Origin of the sequence: Photobacterium sp. CCB-ST2H9 (assembly GCF_023151555.2) — a bacterium.
Classification (GTDB): domain Bacteria; phylum Pseudomonadota; class Gammaproteobacteria; order Enterobacterales; family Vibrionaceae; genus Photobacterium.
The window spans coordinates 1,808,501-1,833,663 of the sequence record NZ_CP100425.1; the positions used below are offsets into that span (position 1 = coordinate 1,808,501).

The 25,163-nt window shown below is 53.4% G+C and carries 6 protein-coding genes; 3 read left to right on the forward strand and 3 right to left on the reverse strand.

Annotated elements, in window-relative coordinates; translation table 11 throughout:
* Nucleotides 1-64 precede the first annotated feature (64 nt).
* Entirely contained in the window at nt 65-421 is a 357-nt protein-coding gene (locus tag L4174_RS08485) for a helix-turn-helix transcriptional regulator (RefSeq protein ID WP_036752068.1), read from the reverse strand.
* A gap of 303 nt (nt 422-724) precedes the next feature.
* Here L4174_RS08485 and L4174_RS08490 point away from each other — a divergent pair, with 303 nt between their 5' ends.
* Together L4174_RS08490 and L4174_RS08495 are read left to right on the forward strand one after the other, a co-directional pair.
* Nucleotides 725-1,084, forward strand: coding sequence for a hypothetical protein (locus L4174_RS08490; protein WP_248140349.1), 360 nt, complete (start codon nt 725-727; stop codon nt 1,082-1,084).
* 119 nt (nt 1,085-1,203) lie between these two features.
* Entirely contained in the window at nt 1,204-1,665 is a 462-nt protein-coding gene (locus L4174_RS08495; protein WP_248140350.1) for a DUF411 domain-containing protein, read from the forward strand.
* Nucleotides 1,666-1,716: 51 nt separating this feature from the next.
* Here the strand turns inward: L4174_RS08495 and L4174_RS08500 are convergent, their stop codons facing one another.
* Nucleotides 1,717-2,694: a hypothetical protein gene (locus tag L4174_RS08500; RefSeq protein WP_248140351.1), complete on the reverse strand. Its 978-nt coding sequence runs from the start codon at nt 2,692-2,694 to the stop codon at nt 1,717-1,719.
* A 175-nt stretch (nt 2,695-2,869) separates the two neighbouring features.
* Between L4174_RS08500 and L4174_RS08505 the strand changes: the two genes are divergently transcribed.
* Complete coding sequence (locus tag L4174_RS08505; RefSeq protein ID WP_248140352.1) at nt 2,870-3,565, forward strand: DUF2786 domain-containing protein; 696 nt, start codon at nt 2,870-2,872, stop codon at nt 3,563-3,565.
* Nucleotides 3,566-3,670: 105 nt separating this feature from the next.
* On the opposite strand, the gene L4174_RS08510 is transcribed toward L4174_RS08505, so the two are convergent.
* Nucleotides 3,671-24,745, reverse strand: a complete 21,075-nt coding sequence (locus tag L4174_RS08510) for a non-ribosomal peptide synthase/polyketide synthase (RefSeq protein ID WP_248140353.1) — start codon at nt 24,743-24,745, stop codon at nt 3,671-3,673.
* Nucleotides 24,746-25,163: the final 418 nt, after the last annotated feature.

The following is a 25,163-nucleotide window of genomic DNA, read 5'->3' on the forward strand; positions in this document are numbered from 1 at the left end:
AAAAAAAGCCCCTGTCTGTGACAAGGGCCGATGCATTCCGATCATGACAAATTGTCTGAGCCAATCAGTGCGTTGTCACGTTATGTTCATATTCAACAACGATTTGATTGCCACTATAACGCACATTTTTAATATTACCATCAACAATATAGGTATTGGTCAGCGTCACCGTATTCGGTAATGTGCCGCCAATTTGTTCCCGCAAAGAAGGAATCGTCAACACCGGATCAACCCCCATATACTGACAAAACTGACTGACGAAACGATGTTCCAGCGGCAAACTGCCCCGCAAAATGTCGGAGAAAAACAACTGACTGACGCCCAGCTTTTTCGCCATTTCAATTTGTGTCACCCGCATCTTCGCCTTGTAACTCATCCATGTTTCATACAGGACTTTTCTGTCTTCTTCTGTGTATTGCATACCCGTTCCTAGCGCAAAAAAATGTCAATTCATCGCAATTAAAGCCTAAAGCATCCGGTAAAATGTCAGAAAAACGTTAGGCTTGTTCCAAATAAAAATCTCGCAAAGCCGCATGAAATCTGGGTTTCGTTCATTCCACACAATTTCAGCAAGTTAGAAAACTCACCTTGTCTTGATTTTGATTATGAAAGCTTTCTGCAATCCGGTTATACTGCTTTGAGTTCATATTTCGTCAGGGATTTCATACCAAACGCCATGCTCTCACAGACGCGCAATCAGCAGAATTCAAGCTTAAGAAGGGTCATGATTGTTATCCTTTGTTTGCTGTTTTTGCCCTGGAGCAGCCTGAGTGTCGCCCTGACAATCGCTGGTGAAGATCTGCTCGATGACTGTATGAACCCCGCGATTGAGATGACACAGCCAGACTGTTGTGATGGCATGACGGATCAGATGTCGGAAGGCAAACAGCGCACCTGCCATGAAAGTCTCCATGCCGTGAATTGCGAACAACACTGTCAGTCTTCGTGTCACACGTCACTCTTTATGCCGGCATCCCCCCTGTTCCCCCTGATGCTGACATCCGCAATTTCATTTCATGCCTATGCATCCGGGTACTGGGATGAACCGGTTTCCACACGTTTAAGACCCCCGATTCGCTCCTGAACGAATAAATCCGTCCTCTTGTCTGGTTTTGTCTGGTTCAGACTGACTCTTGCCGGGAGGAATTTCGTTTTCGCCAGCCCGATCAGGCTGTGCACCAGAAGTGAATCAAGGAAATAAACATGAAAAAAACACATCAACTCTTATCCGCTGCTCTGCTCATGATGAGCTTGTCCTCTGTCGCAGCAGAGGTGATTGAGGGCACAAATTATCAGTCTCCGTCCTGTGGTTGTTGCAAGGGCTGGGTCAAACACATGAATGACAATGGGTTTGATATCAAAATGACCTTCGAGAATAACCTGCATCCAATTAAGCAAGCGAATGGCATTCATCCTGAGTACGCCTCCTGCCATACGGCAAAAATTCAGGGGTATGTCTTTGAAGGCCACGTTCCGGCCCAGGACATCAAACGGTTCCTGGCAGAAAAGCCTGCCAATCTGAAAGGTTTGGCCGTCGCGGGGATGCCGATGGGGTCACCGGGAATGGAATACAATGATCAGAAAATGCCATACGATGTCGTCGCATTTGATCAGGATGGTAATACCGTGGTCTGGGCAAGCCATCATCAGCCACAGACACCGTAAATAAAAATAAAGGCCGGGATGACCGGCCTTTTTCTTTTCTGAACTGGTTGATCAATTCGACTGCTGATTTAAGCGATGGAACCACTGACGATTCGGATCCTGAGTTTCGGCCCATTGCGGATCCAATGCCCGTTTTTCGAGGTACACTTGAAGCCCTGTAAAATACAGAACCGCCGTCAGCTCAGAATCCTGGCTGAAATAAGCGAAAAAGGCATCTTCTCGCTCGGCTAATTGTGCCAGTGTACTCACACCGTGACGCAATGCCCATTGCACGGCATAGGGGGACACTTCCGTGCGATGCAAAATCTGAGGCTCAATCGACTTAAGCGCGACATCAATCCCCTTCGGTTCTTGAGCCAGACGCACCGCCGATTGCACATGGCTTTCTTCTTCTGCCAGCCTTTCCCGCAAACTGGCCAGACTCGCCGCCTGTTGCGTTTCGGAGTAACCATGGGTTGTCTTACAGAAACGAATGGCAAATCCCAGCTGATGGCGGCCAACCAGCTCAACTGTTTGTTCCAGGTACTCTTGCGGAATCGCATAAGTTTTGGCTAACTGTTCTACAGCCTGAACCAGATTCGGATAGACGATACCATTATATTCCACCTGAAATGCCTGACTGACCTGACCAACAGGCTGACCATCAATCGCCAGCGGCCACCCGGTATAGTTCACGCGTTCTCTGGCAATCTCAAACATCTTCCAGGCACTTTCCTTAAAGCCTTCAAAGGCTTTGCCTTCCATTTCTGAGTCTTCCAGTTCTTCCTTTGTCCAGTGCGCACCAATCTGCAAATGTTTCTGATACTTACGGTGAAGCCTTGCTTTCACCCGATCGCGTAATAAATCCAGCCCGCTCGCTTTCGTCCGGGTACACAAACCATAGCATTCTTCACAACAAGGGACTTTGACCGGCAGATCGCCTGCATAGTCCGGTTCAGGCCGGAAAATAAAGCTCTCATAATAAGGCTCACCGCAAAACCAGCAGGTATGGCGAAACTCAAAAGGGACATCGATCGACTGGATAGTCATGATTCTGCAGGCTCTCTTTGCATCAGGTCCGTTTTATTATGCGTATCATCGGTGACCGGTACAAGGTAAGTCACTCATTTGTCTGAACCGCAAATTAATTACAACTTTGTTTTTTGCCATTCTCGTACCGAACACGCTAAAATACGTGACCGTTTTTTGAATGTGAGTGGTATGGATGTCTGAACAGAAGCGAAAGGCGCTGAAAAAAATCGCCAAATGCCTCGAATTAGGTAACTCAGCCAATGTCAATGAAGCAGCACAGGCCATCAAGATGGCGCATCGTCTGATGCTGAAGTATGGCCTTGAGAAAGATGACATTGAATTTATCCAGATGGGTAAAACAAAATCAGCAACGCTGTTACCAACAGACATCAGCCAGCAGATCCTGAAAATCATCCGTGGCATCAACCGGCGCTTTGGTGTCGAGTGTGTATTGACCAATTACAAAGGATTGAAGCAGGCCGAGTTTATCGGTGTCGCCGAGCGGGCAATTTTTGCCGCGTTTGCCTTTGATGTGGTTTACCGGGAAATGAACCAGCAAACCGGCCAGTTCCGCAACAGTTTTGCCGGGACAGGTGCCAGTCAGACCGAAGTCACGCGCCGGGTCTCTTCTTTCCTGGCAGGCTGGATTGAAGGGGCATTAGAAAAATTACCCGTTCTGAACACCGATGATGATCATGACAAGCGCATGAGCAACTACATCGATCGTGAATTTGAAAACCTGGATCGTGAGACGTTCAAACAACAACTTCAGGAAGCAATGAAAGGCATCACGGATGACTACGAAAAAGGCATGAAAAAAGGCCGATCCATTTCGGTCAACCGCCCTGTCGGCGGCGATCGCCGGGAAGCCACTAAACTACTGAGCTGACAGCGGTTTCCGAAACGGAAAACCGACTTCGGTAACATCTGCAAGAAAAAATAAATCCGGTGCCCAATCAGGCACCGGATTTTTTTTACATAATATCCCGCTTCGTTATCGGGTGCTGTTCTCCTCCGTTGCTATCTTCTGCAACAGAACATTCAGACACTCACCTAACCGGCGACGGTTATCTGAATCTGACATCATGCTGGCATGATCGCCTTCCACCAGCGTGACATTCAGTGAGTCAGCAGGCAGATATTGCTCCCAGCCCAATGCAGAATCATCCTTCCGGCTGTAACCCGGCGGTTGAATCCGCGCCCAGTACTCAGCCAGCGCCTGACTGCGGATCGGCGGCATTTCCTCCTTCGCTTTCAGCAAGTGTACCGGCAGGCCAGAAAGTGTAATGACTGTCTCTTCCACCAGCGTCGCAAAGTGATAGCGCCGTTTCCACAACGACAGTTCCTGTTGCGGGTCTTCCAGCAGCGTACGAACCCCCATCTTCTGCAGCGCCATCAGCACTTGCTGCAACGGCATTTCCCGCAGACTGTCCATCAGAGCCATTTCCAGTTCAGGATATTCACTCTCCAGCCAGCTCATGAACAGATGCGTCATACTTGCCATCGCAACCTGAGGCCGCATGGTGTCAAGCAGTCCCAAACATGCCACCTGTTCTCCTTCCCGTTGCAGCATATCAGCCACCTGATACGCAAGCACACCCCCAGAAGAGTAACCGAACACATGATACGGCCCGCTGGGTTGCACCTGACGAATCATCTCGATACAGGATTTCGCCATCATGGCCATACTTTCCGGCAACTGCGCTGACATATCCGGCCAAGGCACCGCATACACGGGATAATCCGCATGGAGTGACTTCGCGAACTCATACACATAGGAATGATCCCCGAAACCGGTCGGCATAAAGAACAGCGGTTGACGGGTTCCGCCACGACGCGCGGGAAGAGCATTGCGTGCGCCTTTCACTCCCGGATTCCGGTCAAGATACTCAGCCAGATCCGACAGCACCGGATAGTCGAAGACTGCCTGTACCAAAATCTCCAGCCCGTACTGCTTCGCCATACTCACCTGACGAACCACCAGCAGTGAATGACCGCCGAGCTCAAAGAAATGATCATGGCGTCCGACCTGCGCTATACCCAGAAGCTCGCCCCACATATGTGCCAGGATCATTTCCGTCTCGCTTCTTGGCGGTACATAGTCATCACTGACTGCAGTCAGTCCTTCAGGCTTCGGCAATGCACGGCGATCCACCTTGCCGTTTGGTGTCAGAGGCAATTGATCCAGCCACATATAGGCTGAAGGCAGCATGTAGGACGGCAGACGATCCGCCAGATACTTTCTCAGTTCAGCTGATTCCGGCGTTTTTGCACGATCACTATTAAAACCATCGCTTGGCGTCAGCCAGACTACCAGACGTTGCTCAGCGCCCAGTGTTCGCAAATCCACCAGCACATCACGAACCGCAGGATGTGACAATAATTGTGCTTCAATTTCACCCATTTCAATCCGGAAACCCCGGATTTTCACCTGCCCGTCATTCCGTCCCTGATACTCCAGACTGCCATCTGGCAGATACCGGACCAGATCCCCGGTACGATACATGGTTGTTCCCGCGTGAAATGGATCCGGCAGGAAACGCTCAGCGGTAAGTGCCGGACGGTTCAGGTAGCCAAGGGCCACCCCCACACCTCCAACATACAGTTCACCAATTGCTCCCCGGGGAACCACCTGACCCTGCTGGCTCAGCACATAAACCCGGGTATTTCCAACCGGCTTCCCAATCGGCAGCCGTTCACAGCCGTTCACTTGCTCAATATGAGCCGTCGTCGCATACGCACTTGCCTCCGTCGGGCCATAAGCATGAATCACTTTCACAGGCCCCTGATGTTTCAGCAGGCACTCGTAAGCCGATGGTTCTTCTTTCTCCCCACCGGAAATCAGATGCCGGAGCTGTGACAAAGCTTCGCCAATCAGGTGAACATACTGGTTGAACAATGCTGTCGTCAGGAACAAAGTCGTGATTTCAAGTTCCTTCAGCGACCGGGCAAGCAACTTCGCATCCATGATAACGTCCTGCGGAATCACCACCATCTGACCGCCATTCAACAGCGGCGCCCAGACTTCCATCGTCGAGGCATCAAAGGCCGGGTTCGATGAGAAAGCAATCCGTTCCGATGCATCAAAATCTGCATAGCCGTTGTGGATGACCAAACGGGTAATCCCCTGATGCGGCACCAGGACCCCTTTCGGCTGGCCGGTTGAGCCCGAGGTATACATCAGATAAGCCGCGCTCGTACTTTGCAGAGCCAGCTCAGGATTCTCGCGCCGCTGGCTGCGTTCTTCAGGGAACACATACGGCAATGCATCATTCCCCGGCTTATCTGCGATGATAAGACGGGCACCACTGTCACTGAGAATCCAGGCCTGTCGCGTTTCCGGCAGTTTTGAATCCACCGGAACAAACATCGCTCCTGTTTTCAGAACGGCCAGTTGCGCAGCCACCAGTGCCAGACTGCGGCCCAGCTTGAGTGCAATACGATCGCCGGGCTGAACGCCCCGTTCAATCAGCGTATGCGCCAATTGGTTTGCCATCCCATTCAGTTCGGCATAACTCACCCTTTGCTGGCCATCAATGACTGCAATCGCATTCGGCCGTCTGCGGACCTGCTGTTCAAATACGGTATGAACACAATCCTCTGCCGGATAATCCGTTACTGTCTGATTCCAGGTTTCCAGTTGCAGGTGATATTCAGCCTCCGGCAGAATCTCCAGTGAACTCACAGGCAAAGCCGGTGTTTCTGACAATGCATGCGACAGCGACGTCAGTGCATGAACCATATAACTGCAGATTCGTTCCGCTTCAATTGGCTGACTAATCTGAGCCGTCAGACCCAGTGAATCTCCGCCATCTTCCACCGACATCACAAACGGGTAATTGGTCCGCTCCTCAGCACTCAACAGAGAAACGCCTTCAGGCAGAACCAGTTCATCCCCCATGTTATGCCGGTAATTCAGCAAGGCACTGAACAGTGGCGCCCCTGCAGCCATACCGCTGCAACGCTGAGCCAGAGCCAGTGGTGCATGCTCATGCAGCAGCAGGCCACTTAAGCGCTGATGCGCCTGGCGTACCGCAGACACAACATCCTGATCATCGATATCCAGACGCAATGGCAGCGTATTGATAAAGAGACCCATCGCCTGATCAGCCCCCTCACCGGCCTGCATCCGACCCAGTAAGACGGTACCAAACACCACCGCAGCTTTGTCTGTCACACGGGAAAGAACCTGCGCCCAGGCCAGATGACACAGACTTGCCAGACTCACCCCGAGATGACGGGCCTGCTCCCGCAGTGCTGCATTGAGTTCAGCCGGCACAACGCAATGTGCTGTTGCAATGGCTTTGCCGTCGCCCCGAACGTTACTCAGCTCAAACGGCAGCACGGGTTCCTCGATATCTGCCAGCATTTCCCGGAAGAATGCTTCATGGGCATCCTGACTCATCCCCAGACGGGTCTGAGCAATTACATTCCGGTATGGCGGTGCAATCGCGAGCGAATCCGCTTTCCCGTCCAGAATCGCTGCCACTTCGCTTTCAATCAGTGCTGAAGTGGAGTGATCGCCGATCATATGATGCCATTGTTGCAGCATCAGCCATCGGCCCTGTTCATCTTTTGCAATCACCAGATTCAGGAGCGGTGCCTGTGTCAGATCCAGTCGTGAATGGCGCGGGTCAAACTGCGCCATCAACTGTTCGGCCACAGGTCCCTCCTGTGGATCCAGTACCAGTTCGCGGACAGGCAATGTTGCTTTGCGCCATACAACCTGAACCGGCTCAGACAGTCCCTGACTGAGAAAGGCTGAACGCAGGATATCGTGACGATCCACAACAAGCTGCATGGCCGACAGCCAGGCATCAAGGCGTGTACGACTATCAAATTGCAGCATGGCAGACAACAGATAGGTATCGCCTTGCTCACTGAGCAGATGATGGAAAAGGATTCCTTCCTGCAACGGCGACAGACCATAGATATCCTGCACATTGCCGACCCCGCCCGGAACCCCGGCAACCACCTGATCAATTTCCTGCTGACTCAGATTCGCCAGTGGCAGTAACGCAGGAGTGATGTGAGTTGTTTCAGCCGTGATCAGATTCTCCGGCACCTGAACCTCATGCTGGGTACCCAGCGCCGATGCCAGCGCCGCAAGCGTGGGTGAAGAGAAAAGCGTGTTCACACCAGCCGAAAGACCGTGCCGGCGCAGTGCCGCCATCAGTTTCACCACAAGTAACGAGTGACCGCCCAGTTCGAAGAAATTGTCATGGCGACCAATACCTTCCACCCCGAGCACTTCAGACCAGAGTCCAGCCAACAGGCGTTCCGTATCTCCCTGCGGCGCTTCATACACCCGGCCAGCATCAGCATCCGGCACAGGGAGCGCACGGCGATCCAGCTTACCATTCGGGGAAATTGGCAACGCCTGCATGCAGACAAAGGCTGCCGGAATCATATATTCAGGTAAACGTGCCGACAGGAACTGTCGTAACTGTTCGATCAGGGATGTCTGTACACTCGCTTCCTGATTGTCCTCTTCTTGTTCGAAGACTTTCGGAACCATCCAGGCCACCAGGCGTTTTTCGCCATTCCTTCCGGGCAAGGCATCCACAGCCACATCACGCAATGCCGGATGTGCTGCGAGCTGGGTTTCGATTTCTCCCAGTTCAATCCGGAAGCCACGGATTTTCACCTGCTGATCATTCCGGCCCAGATATTCCAGACTGCCGTCGGCCAGATAGCGCACCATATCGCCGGTACGATACATCCGCCCGCCCGGATGGAATGGATCTGCCAGGAAGCGCTCAGCCGTCAGTTCAGGCTGATTCAGATAGCCCCGTGCCACCTGAAGACCACCGACGTAAAGCTCTCCCACTGTGCCTCGAGGCACTGGCAGACCCGCTTCATCCAGCAGGTAGATCCGGGTATTGCTGACGGGTCGCCCGATGGAAGGCACCGCCGCATCCAGCGCTAACGTCGCAGACGTTGCTACGACGGTTGTTTCTGTCGGGCCATAGTTGTTCATTACGATCAGCCCTTCAGGTACCTCCAGCGGCCAATGGCGGAGACTGTCACCACCGATCAGCAATTGACGTAACGAAGGCGGCATCATCCCATTTGCCAGCGCAACTTCCGCCAGCGGCGTCACCATAAAGGAAACCTGTGCGCCACTGTGCTGCCACCAATGCAGCAATGCTTCACTGTTCCCGGCAACCTGAGGTGGCGGCAGCAACAAGGATGCACCCAGCGACAGTGCCGGCCAGATCTCCCAGACACAGGCATCAAAGCCAAGGCCAGCCATGCAGGTCGTTTTTTCCCTCGCCTGCAGCCCGGTCGCCTCTTCATGCCAGTGAATCAGATTCAGTAACTGACCGTGCTCGACCATCACCCCTTTGGGCTGTCCGGTAGAACCTGAGGTGTAGACGACATAGGCCAGATGCTCTGGACGAACCTCAACGACTGGTGCACCGACAGAGACAGGTGTCGACAAGGGCTGATCCAGTGACAGCACAGGCACATCAATATCACTCAGGGTCTGATCACCGATGGCTTTACAGCCGACGGAATCAGCCAGCAGCAGGGTTGGAGCACAGTCGCTCAGAATATAACTCAAGCGGTCACCGGGATAAGCCGGATCCAGCGGGACATAGGCACCACCGGCTTTCAGCACGGCCAGCAAAGCCACAACCATATCCGGTTTGCGTGCGGCGCAGACAGCGACCCGTGTTTCTGTGCCGACACCCCGGTCAATCAGGGCATGCGCCAGTCGGTTCGCCCGGCTGTCCAGCTGACCATAGCTCAGCACTTCATCGCCACAAACCAGTGCGAGTGACTGAGGAGAGCGCCCCACCTGTGCTTCAAACAGATGGTGGACTGCATGATGCTTCGGATACACCCGCTCCGTCTGGTTCATGTCATTGAGTAAGAGGTTACGTTCTGCTTCCGGCAATAGATCCACACGGGAAACCGGTATGGCAGAATCCGTCACCATCGCCTGAAGCACAGCTTTCAAATACTCGCTGAAGCGGTTGGCCGTGCCGGCATCAAACAAGGCGGTCGCATAGTTCAGAGCGCCCGTGATCTGATGGTCCGCTTCTCTCAGTTCCAGCGTCAGATCAAACTTCGCAATATCATAGGCCAGACCGGCCTCCGCAACAGTCAGCTCCGGTAAGTTGATGTCACGAACCGAACCCTCCTGCCAGGACAGCATGACCTGGAATAACGGTGTTCTGTCGAGCTGACGCGGCGGGTTAATCACTTCAACCACTTGCTCAAACGGCAAATCGCTGTTTTCGCGGGCAGCAAGGACAGACTGTCTGACCCGGGTCAGCAATGAACGCAATGTCGGATCGTCCCGCAGATCAATATGCAGGGCCAGTGTGCTGACAAAGAAGCCCACCAGCGGTTCAACTTCCAGACGGCCACGATTTGCATCCGGCATACCAATCATAACTTCCTGCTGACCGGCCAGACGCGAGAGGACAATCCCCCAGGCAGAGAGCACGGTCATAAACAGGGATGTTCCCTGACGCTGGCTTAACTGACGCAAGGCTTGAGTCAGCTCAGCATCAATCACAAGGGGTACTTCCGCCCCGGCGAAAGACTGCACCGGCGGACGGGGTCTGTCGGTTGGCAGCGTCAGCTGTATGGGGGCATCACCCAGTGTGGCTTTCCAGAAGCTGGCCTGTGCATCCAGTCGTTCCTGGCTGAGATGTTCCCGTTGCCAGTGCGCATAATCCGCATACTGCAAGGCCAGCGGCGGTAATGGATTAGCCTGTTGCTGGCGGAATGCGCCATACAGCTCGCTCAGTTCCTGCAAGAGGATCTTCGACGACCAGCCATCAGAGACAATATGATGACAAACCAGCAGGAACAGGTATTCATGGTCCGTCACCTGCCAGAGATGCGCAGCAACGAGCGGGCCATTTTCCAGATCAAACGGCGCAGCCATCACCTGACGAATCCGGGCCATGACCAGATCGCGGTTTCGGGTTTCATTGCTCAGCGTTTCCGTGCGCAGGTCATGCCAAACGTAAGGCATCGGTTCAACCGGAAGAATACGAACCTGAGGCTGATCGTCCTGCGTGACAAACACACTACGCAGACTTTCATGCCGTGCATAAAGCGCGTCCAGGCTTTGTCTGAATGCATCCGGATCCAGATCACCGGTCAGTTCCAGAACAAGCGGGATATGATAGGTTTCACTGTTGCCTTCCATCTGGCTCAGGAACCACAGCCGTTGCTGGGCAAACGACAGCGGCAAAACTTCATCCCGGGAAACCGGCACAATCGGTAACTGATGAACATCCTCATTCCGGTGGAGCTGTTCAGCTAATGCATGAAGGACCGGCGCAGCAAACAATGCGGACAGCGAGAGTTGCCATCCGGCCTGTTCTAGCCGGTTTGCCAGCTGTACCGCCAGCAACGAATGTCCGCCAAGATCGAAGAAGTTATCCTGGCGGCCAACTTTTTCAATGCCCAGCAGAGATTCCCACAACGTTGCCAGCAGCGTTTCCCGTTCACCTCGGGGTGACTCGTAGGATTCGCGGATCCCGGCTGCGCTTTCCGGCGCAGGCAAGGCACGTTTATCCAGTTTGCCATTGGTTGTGAGCGGCAACGCATCCAGCCAGAGATAAGAAGATGGCACCATGTAATCCGGCAAGCGACCCGCCAGGAACTGACGGAGTTGTCCTGCCAGCACCTCGCAGTCAGCCTGAGGTCCGGGAACAATCCAGGCCACCAGACGCTTGTCGCCATCTGCCGCTTCCCAGGCATCTACCGCAACATTGAGAACCGATTCGTGCGCAAGAATTGCAGCTTCCACTTCTCCGCATTCAATCCTGAAGCCACGAATTTTCACCTGATGGTCATTCCGGCCCAGATAGTCCAGCTCGCCGTTTGGCAAATAACGGGCTAAATCACCAGAGCGATACATGCGACAGCCCGGATGGAATGGATCATCCAGAAAACGTTCTGCATTCAGTTCCGGACGATTGAGATAGCCCCGGGCCACCCCTTCACCACCCACATACAATTCACCTACGGCGCCGTGCGGGACCGGCTGACCATGCGGATCCAGCAGATACACACGCAGATCCGAGATCCGGCGGCCAATCGGGCTGCCGCTGGACCGGACATCAGCCGGTGACATTGCCCTGTAAGTGACGTGAACAGTTGTTTCGGTGATCCCATACATATTGACCAATTGCGTTACATCGGCCGGATTGCGGGCATACCAGGGAGCCAAATCAGCCGGATTCAGCATTTCCCCGCCAAATACGATGGTTCTTAACTGATGCGGCGTTTCATCCTGGGCCTGAATGAAAGCTTTGAATGCACTTGGCGTCTGGTTCAGAACCGTCACGCCATGCCGGCAAATGAACGAATAGAAATCCCGGGCCGAACGTGCTGTCGCCTGAGGGACAACCACCAGGCAGCCACCGTGTCGCAGTGCCCCCCAGATTTCCCACACCGAAAAATCAAATGCAAACGAATGGAAAAGACACCAGACATCATCTGCACAAAAACTAAATTCGGTCTCAGTCGCACTGAACAGGCGATCGACCTGCCGGTGTTCAACCATGACGCCTTTCGGTTTCCCGGTGGAACCCGACGTATAAATCACATAAGCCAGACTGGCGGGCGTCAATCCGGTCACCTCCGGATTCCGGCTGTCTCCGTCAAAAGCTTGTTCAAGCGGCAACTGCGGCAGCTCTATCTCACCCAGCGCGGCACGGCCTTTTTCATCAGCCAGTAACAGAACCGGATTAGCGTCTTCAAGGATGTACTGCAAACGATCACCGGAATAAGCCGGATCTAACGGAACATAAGCGCCGCCCGCTTTCAGAATGCCAAGCAAACCGATGATCAACGCCGGACTGCGTTCAGCACAGATTGCAACTCGGCTCTCCGGCTGAACACCCCGTTCAATTAACACATGAGCAAGCCGGTTTGCTTCGGTATTCAGCGCAGCATAGGTCAGACGTTGCTCACCACAGACCAGCGCAATCGCTTCAGGCGTTTGCACCACCTGATCTTCGAACCGCTGTGTCAGGCATAGTGACGCAGTATTGAGGGCGGGTGTCTGATTCAGTGTTTCCAGTAACAGACGAAGTTCACTGGGGGGCATCACATCCAGCTGACTGACCGGCAACTCCGGTGTCTCCGACAAAGCGTGCACCAGTAAGGCCAGCGTCTGCTCCATATAACCGCAAATGCGCCCGGCTTCAATTGGCTGACTGATTTGTGCCGTCAGTCCCAGTGAATCACCACCGTCTTCAACAGACATCACAAACGGGTAGTTGGTCCGGTCATCCACATGCAGCAGCGTGACACCTTCCGGCAGCTCTAGCTCATCGCCGTCATTGTGCCGGTAGTTCAGCAAGGCACTGAACAAAGGCATTCCGGGAATAATGCCACTGCAACGCTGTGCTTCGGCCAGTGATGCATGTTCATGCTGCAACAATCCACTGAGTCGCTGATGCGCCTCGTGTACAGCGGCTTCAACTGTCCTCTGATTGATATCCAGACGCAGCGGCAGCGTATTAATGAACAGTCCCATGGCCTGTTCCGCGCCTTCCCCGGCTTGCATCCGGCCCAGCAGTACTGTACCGAACACCACAGCATCCTGTCCGGTCATCCGGGCAAGAACCTGCGCCCAGGCGAGATGACACAAGCTGGCCAGACTGACCCCCAGACGCCGGGCTTGCTGACGTAAATTCCGGTTCAGCTCAGCAGGCAGTTTCAGACTGGCTTCATTTATTGTCCGGCCGCCGCCCTGAACATCGCTCAGACCAAAAGGTAATGTCGGTTCATCGATATCCGCCAGCATCTCGCGGAAAAATGCTGCATGCTCACCCGTTCCGAACCGGGCCTGAGCCACTGCATGACGGAAAGGCTGTGCTGGCAGCAATGCGGCGCCCCGGCCAGACAGAATCGCCCTCACTTCCTCCATCATCAATGCCAGTGTCGAGTGATCCCCAATCAGGTGATGCCATTGCTGCAACAGACACCAGCTGCCGTCTGTGTCTTGCGCAGCCGCAAACCGCATCAGCGGCGCCCGGGTCAGATCCATCCGGTTCCGCGCCGAATCAAAGCGGGCTTCAAGGGCTGAGACAAGGGTTCTCTCCTCTGCTCCCTGTTCGGAATCCGATTCTGAACGCAGCTGGAGGAAATCAACCTTCAAGTTGGCTTTGCGCCAGACCACCTGAACCGATTCCGACAACCCGGCACTCACAAAGGCGGTACGCAGGATGTCATGACGATCAACCACCTGCTGCATTGCATTTAACCAGCCATCCAGTGTTGCACGAGATTCAAACCGCATCATCGCCGACAGCAGATAGGTATCACCGCGCTCATTCAGCCGATGGTGGAACAAAATCCCTTCCTGTAAGGGGGACAGACCATAAATATCCTGAATATTCCTGAGCCCCTCAGGAACCGTCGCCACAACACGATCAATTTCCTGCTGATTCAGACTGGCCAGAGGCAGCAGCTCTGGCGTAATTGCCTTCGTGTCCGGTGTGAGCTGATTCTCTGGAACCTGAACATCGTGTAATGTTGCCAGCGCTGCCGCCTGAGAAGCCAGAGTCGGAGCAGAAAACAACGCTTTCATCTCCGCAACCAGTCCATAACGGCGCAATTTTGCCAGTAACTTCACCACCAGCAGCGAATGGCCCCCCAGTTCGAAGAAATTATCCTGACGACCAATACGTTCAACACCCAGCACCTCTGCCCAGATGTCGGCCAGCAGCCTTTCCTGCTGCCCCTGTGGTGCCTCATAGCTGGCACGTTCCTGAGGATTTTCTTTGGGTTCAGGTAAAGCCCGGCGATCCAGTTTACCGTTTGGCGACAAAGGCAATGCATCGACCGCAGTCCATGTGACAGGCACCATATATTCCGGTAAACGTCCCGTCAGGAAATCCCGCAAGTCGGCCGGCACCAGCGCTGTGCCTGTTTCACACACAACCCAGGCCACCAGCCGTTTGTCACCACGGTCATCAGCACGCGCATCAACCACCACCTCACGAACCGCCGGATGAGTCGACAAGACCGCTTCAATTTCGCCACACTCAATCCGGAAACCGCGAATTTTCACCTGCTGGTCATTCCGGCCCAGATATTCAATGTTGCCATCAGGCAGATATCGAGCCAGATCCCCGGTACGATACATCCGCCCGCCGGAATGGAACGGATCAGCCAGAAACCGTTCTGCGGTCAGTTCGGGACGATTGAGATAGCCCCGTGCCACCTGAACCCCACCAATATAAAGTTCACCGGCTGCACCCTGCGGTACAGGTTGCCCGTATTCATCCAGCAGATAAATGCGAGTGTTTGCCACCGGACGACCGATCGGAACGGTCACCAGCTCAGATTCGCGGGTGCAATGCCAGGCCGTGACATCAATCGCGGCCTCCGTCGGACCATAAAGATTATGCAGTTCTGCATGAGGCATCTGACGATAAAACTCCGTCACCAGACTCGCAGGCAACGCTTCACCACTGCACATCACCCGGACAACGTGCTGACAGCGCGCAGTCGCTCCCTCAGATGCCAGAAAACTTTGCAGCATAGACGGAACAAAATGCATCGTCGTGACGTTGTCACGCAAGATGGCACAACTCAGATAATCCGGGTCCTTATGGCCTTCAGGACGCGCCATCACCAGGCGCGCACCATAAATCAACGGCCAGAAAAACTCCCAGACCGAAACATCAAAACCAAACGGTGTTTTCTGTAATACAGTATCTTCTGCAGTCAGACCATAAGTGTCCTGCATCCAGATCAACCGGTTGACGATCGCTCGGTGCTCATTCATCGCCCCTTTCGGTTTTCCGGTCGAGCCCGAGGTATAAATCACGTAAGCCAGATGATGGGCCTGCGATTGTGATAACGGATTCTGACTGCTGAGATCCGAAGAATATGCGCCATCCAGAGCCAGTACAGGCACGCTGTGTGTGCCAAGTGCCTGACGACCGGCAGCATCGGCCAGCAGCAGCACCGGATCAGCATCTTCCAGAATGTACTGAAGCCGCTCTCCCGGGTAAGCGGGATCTAACGGCACATAACCGCCGCCCGCTTTGAGGACCCCGAACAAGGCGACGACCATGGCCACACTTCGCTCAGCACAGACAGCCACCCGGCTGTCCGGACCAACACCGCGTGCAATCAGCACATGAGCCAGTTGGTTAGCTGCCGCGTTCAGCTCGGCGTACGTCAGACGCTCCTCTTCACAAACCAGTGCAATTGCTTCGGGTGAACGGGACACCTGCGCTTCAAACAATTGCTGCAGGGTCACATCAACCGGATAATGACGTTCGGTTTGATTTAAACCATCCAGTAACCACATCCGCTCAGTATCTGGCATCAGATTGAGTTGCGATGCAGGCTGCGCCGCATCAGACACCATCGCCAGAAGCACCTCACGCAAATAGCCGCCAAAACGCTCAACGGTAGAGACATCAAACAGCGCGGTTGCGTAATTGAGCATCCCTTGAATCTGATTGCCCTGCTCAGCCAGTTCCAGCGTCAGTTCATACCGGGCTGTGTCATGAACCAGATTTGTTTCTTTTACCTGAAGACCTGGAACAGAAATATTCCGGACTGAACCGTCCTGCCAGGCCAGCATCACCTGAAACAAGGGTGTTCTGTCCAGCATTCTTGGCGGATTGATGGCTTCCACCACCTGTTCAAAAGACACATCATTGTTTTCACGCGCAGCAAGTACCACCGTTTTTACCCGGGTCAGTAAATCAGCGACAGTCGGATCGTCACGCAGATCCAGATGCAGGGCCAGTGTACTGACAAAGAATCCGACCAGCGGCTCAACCTCCAATTGTCGCCGATTGGCCTCAGGGATCCCGATGACGACTTCCGGCTGCCCGGCAAGCCGAGACAGCACGATTCCCCAAGCGGTCAGCACCGTCATAAACACCGAGAGGTTGTGCTGTTCACTGAACTGACGCAGCGACGCTGTCAGTTCATCACTGAACACGACGGGGATCTGTGCACCGGCAAAGGATTGCACCGGCGGATGGGGCCTGTCGGTTGGCAATGTCAGATGTGTCGGGGCTTCACCTAACGTTTCCCGCCAGAATTGCGTCTGTTGTTCAAGCCGTGCCGGATTCAGTTGCACCTGTTGCCAGTTCGCATAATCCACGTACTGCAATTTCAGTGGCGGTAAAGGATTCACCTGTTGCTGGCTGAATGCCCCGTACAGCACACTCAGGTCTTGCAGGATGTTTTTAACCGACCAGCCATCTGACACAATGTGATGGCAAAGCAACAGGAACAGACATCTGTCGTCCGCCAGTTGCCAGAGATGCGCGCACACGACAGGGCCGGATGCCAGATCAAAGGGCTGGCCGATCACCTGACAGGCCTGAGCCATTGCCTTCGATTCACTGTCTTGATCAGCACGCAGGTCATGCCATGTCAGTGGCATCGGCGAAACCGGCAGAATCCGGACTTCCGGCTGACCGTTTGTCGCGACAAAAGTACTCCGTAAAGCTTCATGGCGTTCATAGAGTGCATCCAGACTTTGTTCAAATGCAGATGTGTTGAGATCTCCCTGCAACTCCAGCAACAGCGGAATATGATAGATTCCGCTGCTTCCTTCCAGTTGCTCCAGGAACCACAAACGCTGCTGCGCAGACGACAACGGCAGTTTGCTCTCTCTGTGAACCGGTTCAATCGGCTGAACAATTGCATGCTGAAGGCTTTCCAGTTGCTCAGCCTGTGCATGCAACACGGGTTTGGCGAACAGCGCAGCCAGCGGCAGTTTCCACCCGGCCTGTTCCATGCGGTTTGCCAGTTGTACGGCTAAGAGTGAATGCCCGCCCAGTGCAAAAAAGTTATCCTGACGACCGACCGTATCAATTTTCAGGACTTCTCCCCACAACCGGGCCAGCAATTGTTCTTTCTCCCCTTTCGCTGGTTCATAGGCCTGACGGATCCCGGCTGCATTTTCCGGTGCCGGTAAAGCACGCTTATCCAGCTTGCCATTGTTCGTGAGAGGCAAGCTGTCCAGCAGGACATAAGATGCCGGAATCATGTAGTCCGGCAGGCGATCTCCCAGTGCATCTCGGATTTGAGCCGAGAACTGACCCTGGTCGGCATTCGGATGCGGGACAATCCAGGCCACCAGCCGCTTGTCGCCATCCGGCGACTGCCATGCATCAACGGCCACGCTGGACACCTGTTCATGCGCCAGAATTGCAGCTTCCACCTCACCACACTCGATCCGGAAACCCCGGATTTTCACCTGCTGATCGTTTCGTCCCAGATATTCCAGCTCACCATTTGGTAAATAGCGGGCCAAATCTCCGGAACGGTATAAACGGCCACCCGGATGGAACGGATCATCCAGAAACCGTTCTGCATTGAGCTCCGGCCGGTTCAGATAACCGCGGGCCACCCCTTCGCCACCGACATACATTTCTCCCACGGCGCCCAGTGGCACAGGCTGACCGTAAGGATCAAGCAGATAGAGGCGAAGATCCGAAATGCGATGTCCGATCGGGCTGCCTATGTTTTCAATATCTGCCGGGGACATCGCACGGTAAGTCACATGCACCGTTGTTTCCGTAATGCCGTACATATTTACCAGTTGCGGTGCATCAGCAGCATTGCGTGCGTACCAGGGTGCCAGATCCGCCGGATTCAGCATTTCACCACCAAAAATAATGGTTCTCAGCTGGTGGGAAGTCTCATCCTGGGCCTGAATAAACGCCTTGAAGGCACTTGGGGTCTGATTCAGCACGGTCACACCGGTCTGACAGATCAACTGGTAAAAATCTGTCGCCGAACGAGCCGTTGCCTGCGGAACGATCACCAACTGTCCGCCATGTCGTAATGCGCCCCAGATTTCCCAGACAGAGAAATCAAAAGCATAGGAATGAAACAGACACCAGACGTCATCGGCACGGAAGTCAAAATCGGCATGTGTGGCATGGAACAACCGGTCAACCTGACGATGTTCAACCATCACCCCTTTCGGTTTGCCGGTTGAGCCGGACGTATAAATCACATAAGCCAGATGGGCTGGCGTTAAACCAGCGACCTGCGGATTCTGACGACTGCCTTCCCGAGACTGACCTAACGCAAACAGCGGCACATGTTGCTCTCCAACCGCCGCCTGACCGGCTTCATCGGCCAAAATCAGTACTGGCTCAGCGTCCTGCAGAATGTAATTCAGACGTTCACCGGAATAAGCCGGATCCAGCGGCACATAGGCCCCGCCCGCTTTGAGAATTGCCAGAATCGCGACGATTGTATTCGGCCCGCGCTCGGTACAGAGGGCAACCAGACTGCCCGGACCGACACCGCGCGCAATCAGATCATGCGACAGCAAATTAGCCTCGAAATTCAGTTGACCGTAGGTCACGGTTTTCTGCTGGTACACCAGCGCAATCGCCTCTGGCGTCCGGGCCGCCTGCGCCTCAAACCGGTGATGCAGACAGGCTGGCTGAGAGTCATTCTCCGCTGTGACATTCCAGCGGTTCACCAGCAGATCAAACTCATCGTCAGGCAAAATTGACAACTCATAGGCCGGAATATCCGGCGTCTGCGCCAGAGCATTGACCAGTGCACCCAGCGTTTGCTGCATATAACCACAAACACGCGACGCTTCGATCGGATGAATCACCTGAGCTGTTAAGGACAGTGAATCCATGCCGTCGTCGACACAGAGGACAAACGGATAATTTGTCCGCTCAATGGCGCTGACCAGGCTCACTCCGTCCGGCAACGGCAGATTTTCACCTTCGTTATGGCGATAATTGAGCAATGCACTGAACAACGGAGCTCCCGCCGTCACGCCGCTGCAACTTTGTGCGAGCGCCAGCGATGCATGTTCATGGGCAAGCAGCCCGCTCAGGTTCTGATGTGCCTGACGCGCAGCTTCTTCAATACTCCGGCTGTCGAGGTCCATACGCAGAGGCAAGGTATTGATAAAGAGACCCATTGCGCTGTCGGCACCTTCCCCGGCCTGCATCCGTCCCAGTAAAACGGTCCCGAAAACCACAGTGTCCTGTCCGCAGGTTCTCGCCAGTACCTGACCCCAGGCCAGGTGACACAAACTGGCCAGACTGATGCCCAGCCGTTTGGCCTGATAACGCAACGCCTGATTCAGTTCCGGCGTTATTGCCAGACGGGCTTCATTAACTTGATGACCATCACTGTGAACATTGCCCAGCCCAAAAGGCAGCACCGGTTCTGAAATATCAGCCAGCATCTTGCGGAAAAATACCTTATGTTCGCTTTCGCTGACACCCAGTCTTGCCTGCGCAACTGCATTCCGGAAAGGTTGCGGGCGGCTCAGTGTCTTCTGATGGCCTGCCATCATCGTCCGAACTTCATCGACCATAAAAGCCAGTGTGGAATGGTCACCGATCAGGTGATGCCATTGTTGCAGGACGCACCAGCTGCCGTCCGTATCTTCCGCAACCACGAAATGCAGCAATGGCGCCTGCGTCAGATCCAGACGGGTATGGCGGGGATCATAACGTGATTCCAGCTGTGTACTGACAGGCCCGTCTGCGGGGTCAAGATCCAGCTCTGCCACCTGAAAGTCGGCCTGACGCCAGACCACCTGAACCGGTGATGCGGCTCCGGATCCAACAAACGCAGTGCGCAAAATATCGTGACGGTTCACAACCTGCTGCATGGCGTGCAGCCAGGCATCCAGACGAGCCCGGTTTTCAAAACGCAATGTCGCTGACAACAGATAGGGATCACCCTTTTCTGCCAGCAAATGATGGAAAAAGATCCCTTCCTGCAAAGGAGACAAGGCGTAGATGTCCTGGACGTTGGCGACACCGCCCGGGACTATCTGAACGACGGCATCAATCACTGCCTGACTCAACTCAGCCAGAGGTAGCATCGCTGGCGTAATCTGCTGACTGTCTGGCCGGATCTGATTTTCCGGCACGATCACGTCATGTTGTGTGCTCAGCGTCTGAGCCAGTGCTGACAAGGTCGGCGCCGCAAATAAGGCCGGTAAATCCGTTGTCAGTCCGGCGCTTCTCAGCTTCGCCATCAGTTTCACCACCAGCAGTGAATGCCCGCCCAGTTCAAAAAAATTGTCCTGACGGCCAATACGTTCGATGCCCAGGATTTCCTGCCAGATCTTTGCCAGTAATTGTTCTGTTTCACCCTGCGGTGCAACATACTCGGTTCGGCCCCCCGTATTCAGTTCCGGCACAGGCAGTGCTCGCCGGTCCAGCTTGCCGTTCGGAGACAGCGGCAATGCGTCCAGACGAATATAAGCGGTTGGGATCATATAGCCGGGCAAGCGCTCCGCCAGAAACTCACTGAATTCTGCTGTTAAGCTCAGCCAGTCACAAGTCGCGGTCGGTACCACCCAGGCAACCAGTCGTTTCTCGCCGCTCTGGTCATCCGGGGCATCAACCACCACATCGCGGACTGCGGGATGAGCGCCCAGCTGCGCCTCAATTTCTCCCAGTTCAATCCGGAACCCCCGAATTTTAACCTGTTGATCGTTCCGTCCGAGGTATTCAAGACTGCCATCGTCTAGATACCGGACCAGATCCCCGGTCCGGTACATCCGTCCCCCCGGATAAAACGGATCATCCAGGAAACGTTCGGCAGTCAGTTCAGGCTGATTCAGATAGCCCCGGGCAACCTGTACGCCACCAACATATAATTCACCAATCGCGCCAAACGGAACGGGCTGCCTGTGCTCATCCAGCACATAAATCCGTGTATTCGAAATTGGACGACCAATCGAAGGAACAGCCGCACCTGTCTCCGGATTTCCTGACGTCGCGACAACCGTGGTTTCCGTCGGGCCGTAGTTATTCAGAAGCGTCAGCCCTTCCGGTAAGGCCTGCGGCCAGCGACGGATGCTGTCTCCGCCAATCAGCAGCATGTTCAGCGCGGGCGGTAACGTCCCGTCCGCCAGTGCAATCTCTGCAAGCGGCGTCACCATAAAAGACACTTGTGCTTCACTGCGACGCCACCAATTGAGTAACGCATCGCTGTCACCCGAGACCTGAGGCGGTGGCATCAGCAGCGTGGCCCCCAGAGACAATGACGGCCAGATTTCCCAGACGCAGGCGTCGAAGCCCAATCCGGCCATACAGGTCGTGTAGTCTCCGGCTTTCAGCCCGGTTGCCTCACCATGCCAGCCAATCAGATTTCGTAACTGATGATGTTCAACCATGACCCCTTTGGGCTGACCGGTTGAACCCGAGGTATAAACGACGTAAACCAGTTGGTCTGGCTGCACCTGTATCTCAAGATTTTCAGCAGACAACGTGGCAGTTAACGGGGCTTCCAGATCCAGTACCGGAATCTCTTGTTCACCCAGAGCAGACCGGCCTGTTGAATCGGCCAGCAAAAGCACCGGCTGGCAGTCGTGCAGAATATAAGTCAGCCGTTCACCGGGATATGCCGGATCGAGCGGCACATACGCCCCGCCCGCTTTCAGAACAGCAAGTAAAGCGACAATCAGGTTCGGTCCCCGGGCGGCACAGACAGCAACCCGGGTTTCAGCCTGAACACCACGCGTCAAAAGCTCACTGGCAAGACGGTTTGCCCGGTGATTCAGTTCAGCAAAACTGAATGCGGTATCTCCGCAGCACACCGCAATTGCATCGGGGGTTTGTCTGACCTGCGCTTCAAACAGCGTATGAACACCGTCCACTGCCGGGAAATCAATGGCAGTGCGATTCATCTCCTCCAGCAAGATGTGGCGCTCTTCTGCATCCAGTAAACTCAATGTTCCGACAGACAATTCAGGATGGATACGGGCCTGCTCCAGAAAGTCGCGTAAATGCTTACTGAAGGTATCAATGTGCTGCGAACTCTGTACCGACTGATCATAAACCCAGCGGAATGTCTCTCCGTTTTTATCAATCTGGAGCAAAGTGCTGACATGGCGTGCGCTTTCAGGGGCGGATGAAATATCGGAAATCAACTCAACCGCAAATGGCCATTGTGTGGTTTGCGTGATCAGTGCATGTAATTCTGGATGAAATGGGAGATGCGCCATCACCCGCTCACATTCACCCTTCAGCAGTTGCTGCGTACAGGTAAAGGTCTGGGTCATATCCAGAGAAATTTGTACTGGCAACACAGCATCGGGCAGAAGGCTGTTGGTTTTACGTTGCAGCCAGCCAATCTGAAAATCGGTTTGCGCCCCCATCCGGGCAATGTAAACCGCTACCGCGCTCAAAAATGTCGATAAGGCCGTCTGGTCCGTTGGCATCCATGCCGTGGTTTGCCAGTCTACTGCTGTCTGAGCCGCCCTTCGATGCGCCGGGAATGCAGATAACATGGGTTGTTTCAGTCGCGAATCCCAGAAAGACGCGTAACTGGCACCTTTGGCAAAGAGTTCAGCAAGTCGGGAGGCTTGTGCTTTCGTCAGAACTGGCAAGCGATGCCCAACTTCCAAATGGAACTGACGGGCAAGTTCCATCCCGGAACTGATTGCGCCCGATGCACTGAACCAGCCGCCAATACGCGCGATGCCCTGCGACGTTGCAATATCCCACCCTTGGTCATCGATATGCAGCAAAGTCCCCGGGGCTGCTTTGTGCACTTCCTCGCTCACAGTCAAATGACCTATCCCAACCACGCGATCAGGCAATGCCAGTTTCAGCGGACATCCATGAGACGGATGCGCAATCGCATAAAACAGACGTTCCAAATCCTTGGCAGGCTGATCCCAACGCAGTACACCGCCCGCATCAGGATCACGGCGGAAAACATAAAAGTTGTCATGAAGGATTGCCGGGTCTTTTTCAGCGGCAATTTGCGTCAAATCCCCGAGCGTGATATCTGGCTGACGACAACATGCCTGAAGAATAAACTGAAAGCGCTGCTGAAGGTTTTCAAGCTGCGCTTTTGAATGAATATGGGGGGCATCGACAAACATCACATCCATTGCCTGCGCCTGCCGATCTTCAAAAAACAGAATCTGCAAATCACTGACCGAAATATTACCGCCGTAATGCCAGCGGGTTTTGCACTGCCAGAAACTGTCCCCGTTATCAAAAGACACGATATTGATTGCCGGGCCGAACCAGGATGCATCTGCTGTGTCTCTCTGACGGCGGATATCTTCTCCGCGATATAATTGACGGCGCACCACTTTCCCCATTTCTGCCGTCACCTGCCGGGTAAAACCGGCCAGCATTTCCTCAGGGTTGATCTGCACAATCAGTGGTACCACATTCGCAGTCATACCAATGCTGTTTCTTTCAAGTGTCCCGGTCACAGGCAAACTAAAGTTCAGTGCGGTTTCGCCAGTGATACTGTAAAAACAAGCAGCCACGGCGGTTGCAAAAATATGGGCACGGTGTACGCCAATCTGTGATGCGCATTGGTCAATTTGATCTAAAGCTTCCTGACCGAGAACATGCAGACTGCTGTTCATTGCGGAATATTGGACCGGCTTTTCTTTTCGGGTCAGTGTATGCGGGGCAGAAGCAATGTAATTCTTCCAAAACTGGCTGTCTTTACTGAGTCTGGCGGAAGACTGGTATTTTTTATCGTTTTCAGACAAACAGGTAAAACCACGGTTATCAAACTCTGGTGTCGGCGAATTGGAAGCCAGTGCATTGTAATAAAGGACAATCCGACGAGAAAACTCACCACCACTCAAACCATCAATCAGCATGTGGTGCGTACGGCGATAAAAAATAAACTTTTCCGGCGCTAATGTCAGTACGGCGAAATGGTATAAATCCGGATCCAGTGCGGATACAATTTTATCGGCATCATTTTGCATCCAGGCCAATGCACTTTCGAATGGCGACGTACTGGCACTGAAATCATAGAATTTTAAATGTTCAGTGGTTGATATCGCACGGTATTGATAAAGTTCACCCTCTTTTTCAACAAAATGAGCTTGCATGGCAGGTGTATCATGAATAATCGCCTCTACGGCCTGACGCAATAACGCAATATTCAAAGGCCCTTCTATCGTGCCGTAACCCCAAATATTAAAGGGTTGCTTTTCAGACATGCGTTCACTTAACCAAAGTTCATGCTGAGCCGTCGTTAATTCATGCAGCTCATATTTTGCTGGAATGGTTAAAAATTGAGACTGACTTTCATTCCCATTTATTTGTTCCTGATTGTTCATTATATTCCCTATCATTTTGTCAATACGCAATAGAACTCACCGTCCGGTCTGCATACAAACAACGATGCGCCAACTGACAGACATGTGAAAAAGAAGTGTGGGATAAGATATATCCAAAAAATGACAAACGTGGTATCACGATTATTTTCTGAGATTCCTCACGTCATACACAGCGTGATAAATTGTAGAAAACAGTATTTCACTTGTCTAAATAACAAGAAGTGATAGAAGACATTTTTGCGTACGATAAGATGATGTGATGAAAATATTTGTAATTGAGAATATAGACAATTTAAAAACCAAATAAATCAATAGAGAATGTATGTTTAATAATTTTTTACTTCTCAATAAGTATTGATGAAAATTAAATCCAACTCTAACAAGCGTTTAAATTTCACTGTACCTGATGAATGGCCAT